General features: G+C 28.5%; 4 protein-coding genes. 1 reads left to right on the forward strand and 3 read right to left on the reverse strand.

Features of this window, described 5'->3' with window-relative positions:
• From QI30_RS18705 to QI30_RS18715, 3 genes are all read right to left on the reverse strand, one after another.
• Positions 1–278, reverse strand: a 278-nt coding sequence (locus tag QI30_RS18705) for a hypothetical protein (protein ID WP_148113881.1), incomplete at its 3' end; no start/stop codon positions are given.
• Between the two features lie 2 nt (positions 279–280).
• Positions 281–1,684: an AAA family ATPase gene (locus QI30_RS18710; RefSeq protein WP_126992075.1), complete on the reverse strand. Its 1,404-nt coding sequence runs from the start codon at positions 1,682–1,684 to the stop codon at positions 281–283.
• An 87-nt stretch (positions 1,685–1,771) separates the two neighbouring features.
• Positions 1,772–2,635 carry a rolling circle replication-associated protein gene (locus QI30_RS18715; protein WP_126992076.1) on the reverse strand — a complete coding sequence of 288 codons (864 nt, stop codon included), beginning with the start codon at positions 2,633–2,635 and terminating at the stop codon, positions 1,772–1,774.
• 208 nt (positions 2,636–2,843) lie between these two features.
• Here QI30_RS18715 and QI30_RS18720 point away from each other — a divergent pair, with 208 nt between their 5' ends.
• A complete protein-coding gene (locus tag QI30_RS18720; RefSeq protein WP_126992077.1) occupies positions 2,844–3,278 on the forward strand; it encodes a hypothetical protein in 435 nt (144 codons plus the stop codon).
• The last annotated feature ends 253 nt before the right edge of the window (positions 3,279–3,531 follow it).

The following is a 3,531-nucleotide window of genomic DNA, read 5'->3' on the forward strand; positions in this document are numbered from 1 at the left end:
GCTGGTTTTTTCACATCTGAACTGTAACTATTTTTAAATTCTATAAGTTTTAAATGATTATTTTTATCGAAAAAAAGAGTGTCTGGAGAAGTTAAACTGGTATAACTCGGAAAACATCTTTGCTTAACCTCATTTACTTTAATTTCATCAAAATCAAATACTTGTATAGCACGATTTTGAACTAAAAATTGCGAATTAGAATCATCTTCTGAACAATCATGAAGTGTAGAAAAAGAATAGTTTTCTTCTAAATACTGTTTAATTTCTAGAACATCCAAAATTACTCCTCCTCTAGTTCCAATTCATCTCTTAAATTTTGAAGATCAAACATTGATTCCGCTAATTCATCATAAATATCACTTAATCTTTGTGTATAATCCTCTATGGTATAAAAATTAGGGTTTTGAGTATGCTTAGATTTATAATAATTTACTTTCCCCTCTATTCCATGTTTCATTGAGAACAGTTCTATAGCTTCTATAAAGTATGGGCTATGGGAAGTTACTAAAAATTTAATATTTAAGTATTTAGATAAAAGCACTATTAATTCAGCATATTTAAGTTGCCATTCTGGATGTAAATGTATTTCTGGTTCATCTAATATTACATACTCTACAGTATTAAACGCTCCGCTATTTTTTAAAATACTAAGAATAGAAAAAGATTTCATACCTGTTGAAAGGTTTGACAATGATAGTTTCTTATTACGATCACTATATGGAATTTCATAAAAACTTTTCCTTCCATTTATTGAAATATTACCATCTATAACCTCTTTCAAAATAGCATTAATCATCTCATCATTTTTCTTTTTTGAAAAAACATTTTCATCCGAATTTGTTTGTTTTAATAAATCAATAAGATATGATTTATGATTATAAGATAATTTCTTACCTCCCAAATATATTCTAATTGATTCAGAAATCTCATCAATAACTGTAGGATCATCTATGAAAATTGGTCTAACAAACTCTCTGTTTATATTAATCGTTGATGCTTCTCTGTCTAATACATCTTCTATGAAAACAAGCTTCCCACTATTATTATTAACCTCTGTAAATGAAATTGTTGATTTTAAATTATTAGATGTTAAATTAGAAATTTGAGAATTGAATTCATTGTTAAATACCGATTGCAACATTTCAAATTTCAAATTATCTTCTTTTAGAATATCTGTGTCTAATATCTTTTTAATTTCTTTGATACTCATTCTAATAAGAATATCATCTAAATCTACTTCCATTTCTCCTTCTAAATTTCCCGTTGTTAGACTTTGTGTTATGACGGTTTCTTCTAAAGAATTAATGATTTTTTTTAGTTTATTAGAAAAATTAATACTTTGATTTTCAAACTCTTTTTGAGAAGTAGGATGCTCTTCGAGCATAGAAATGATATACGACATATTATCAAGCAATGCAGTTGCTTCTTCCGCAATTGCTAAACTTTCTTCATCTAATGAAATTTTTTTAAGTCTGTTTAACTCATTATCTATGATATTTAACTTTTGCTTGAATAATTTTATATACGAACTTTCAGCTAAGCTCGTGCCGATAGCATATAAGACTCTCCCCACCGTACTTTTCCCCGAACTATTAGATCCAGCTATTACGGTTACACCTTCTATTTTTATATCTGCGTTAGCTATTATTCCTATATTTTCTATGTTGAGAATAATTTTAAACACACCCTCTCATAAATTAATGTTTTCTCAAGTTGTATTTCTTTAATTTTATATGAGTTATTTTAAAAAAAATACAGTGTTTTTTCGTGTTTATTCGACATTTACACTACAAACACTATAAAAAATAGGTGTTCCAGTGAATTTGTTTTTATAATGGCTTCTAAATGTTGGATCTGCCCCATTTTTGAATTTTCCCCTTAGAAACTCCATTGCTTCATCTCCAACTAGCTCTAATGGCTTCTCTAAACCCTTAGAACAGTGGTAAATCTTTTCCCCTAATAAACGTTCATCTGCGCTAGCTTTATTCATGTACTTCACCATATATCCTGTGATTTTAGAAATATCATAAATATCTTTTACCTCTGCTTTCCCTAAGCCCCATTTCTCCTCTAAAACTCCTTGCGTTATATCTAGATTAACAATCATATGATAATGAATCGCTCCTCTTTCTTGAAACTCTATTACATCAATAAATTTAAGCTCTTCATTTTTACATAATCTACGCAATTTTTTCTTGAAGTTTTTTAATGCTTTATTGGCTTCTTTTACATCAGTTATATTCTTTTCAAATGTTAAAGTAATGAATTTATCGCCGTTAGAAAAATTGGCTTTGATAAGTCTTTTAACAGTATTTCTAGCTCTGATATTACTCTTAGCTCTTGATTTTAGTCGTTCTTCAGGTGTCTTGTTGTCATTTTTAGAGTAGCTACGTCTGTATTTACCTGTATCACTACTTGATAAATCTCTTAATTGGATAGGTGTTATATGAAAGTATACTTCTACACTGTCACCACTTACATATACCTTTGTTGAATAAGATTTAGAATTTTTCAAAGTTCTTGCTAAATTTGTAGCCTTTTCTTCTACTTCTGCAAGTTCCTGTTTTATATCCCATAAAGCATCCTGCTCATCTAGAGGTATATTTTCATAAATTTCTTCTGATTGTGAATTCATAATTATTTACTTCACTCCTTTGTTAAATTAATAAATTATTCAAATTTTAATTACTATGGTTCTTTTATGTAAGGTAAATAATAACAAGGTAATTACATAAAAGAACCGCTCTTTTTTTCACCCAAAACTCCTGAATATTTTTATGTATTTATTTAACTTATTATGCAAAAATATACTTATACATATTTTATAGAAAGGGTGAATATGCGTGCATACCAACCTACATTTACAACCAGTTGCAACTCAATATGATCGCTATCAAGAAGCCTTGAAGCAAATTGAAGAAAAGATTAAAAATCGAGCAAAAGACTTTGAAATACTTCTGTATGAATCTGAAGTTATTATAGAGTTCTACAGTAAAAAGAAATTACCATTCCCATTACCTGATAGTGATATCCAACTTTTCAATGGTCCAATACTAGCGATTAAAAAGGATATTCTTTATTATTGGGATATCAAAACACAACAGGTTCATAAAACCGATCAGATTACTGATTTAGAAAAAACCGAAGCTACACCGACCTCTTTTGAAGATTTAGCAAGAGAAGGCTTATATAAAGAAGCACGCCAAAATTTAAAATATCTTTATACTTGGCTAGACGAAGAAACTGAAAAGTTGTATGAACAATTAGATCGCATTTAGAGCCCAAAATAGGGCTTTTTTTATATTCTTTTTGCAAACTCTGATAATAAAGAATTACGCGTCTATGCACACCTTTTAAAAGAACGTTTGTTCTTATTCAAAAAAATAAAAAGCCTCCTCATCGGAAGCTTCTAAATTCTTTAAAATTAACATAATTAAATGCTGATCTTACAATCATTACTACATTATTTACAAATTTAACTGTAACAACTCAATTCGTCATATAATACAACTCAAAAATATAATTCTTATC

Source organism: Candidatus Kurthia intestinigallinarum (genome assembly GCF_003991225.1).
Classification (GTDB): domain Bacteria; phylum Bacillota; class Bacilli; order Bacillales_A; family Planococcaceae; genus Kurthia; species Kurthia populi.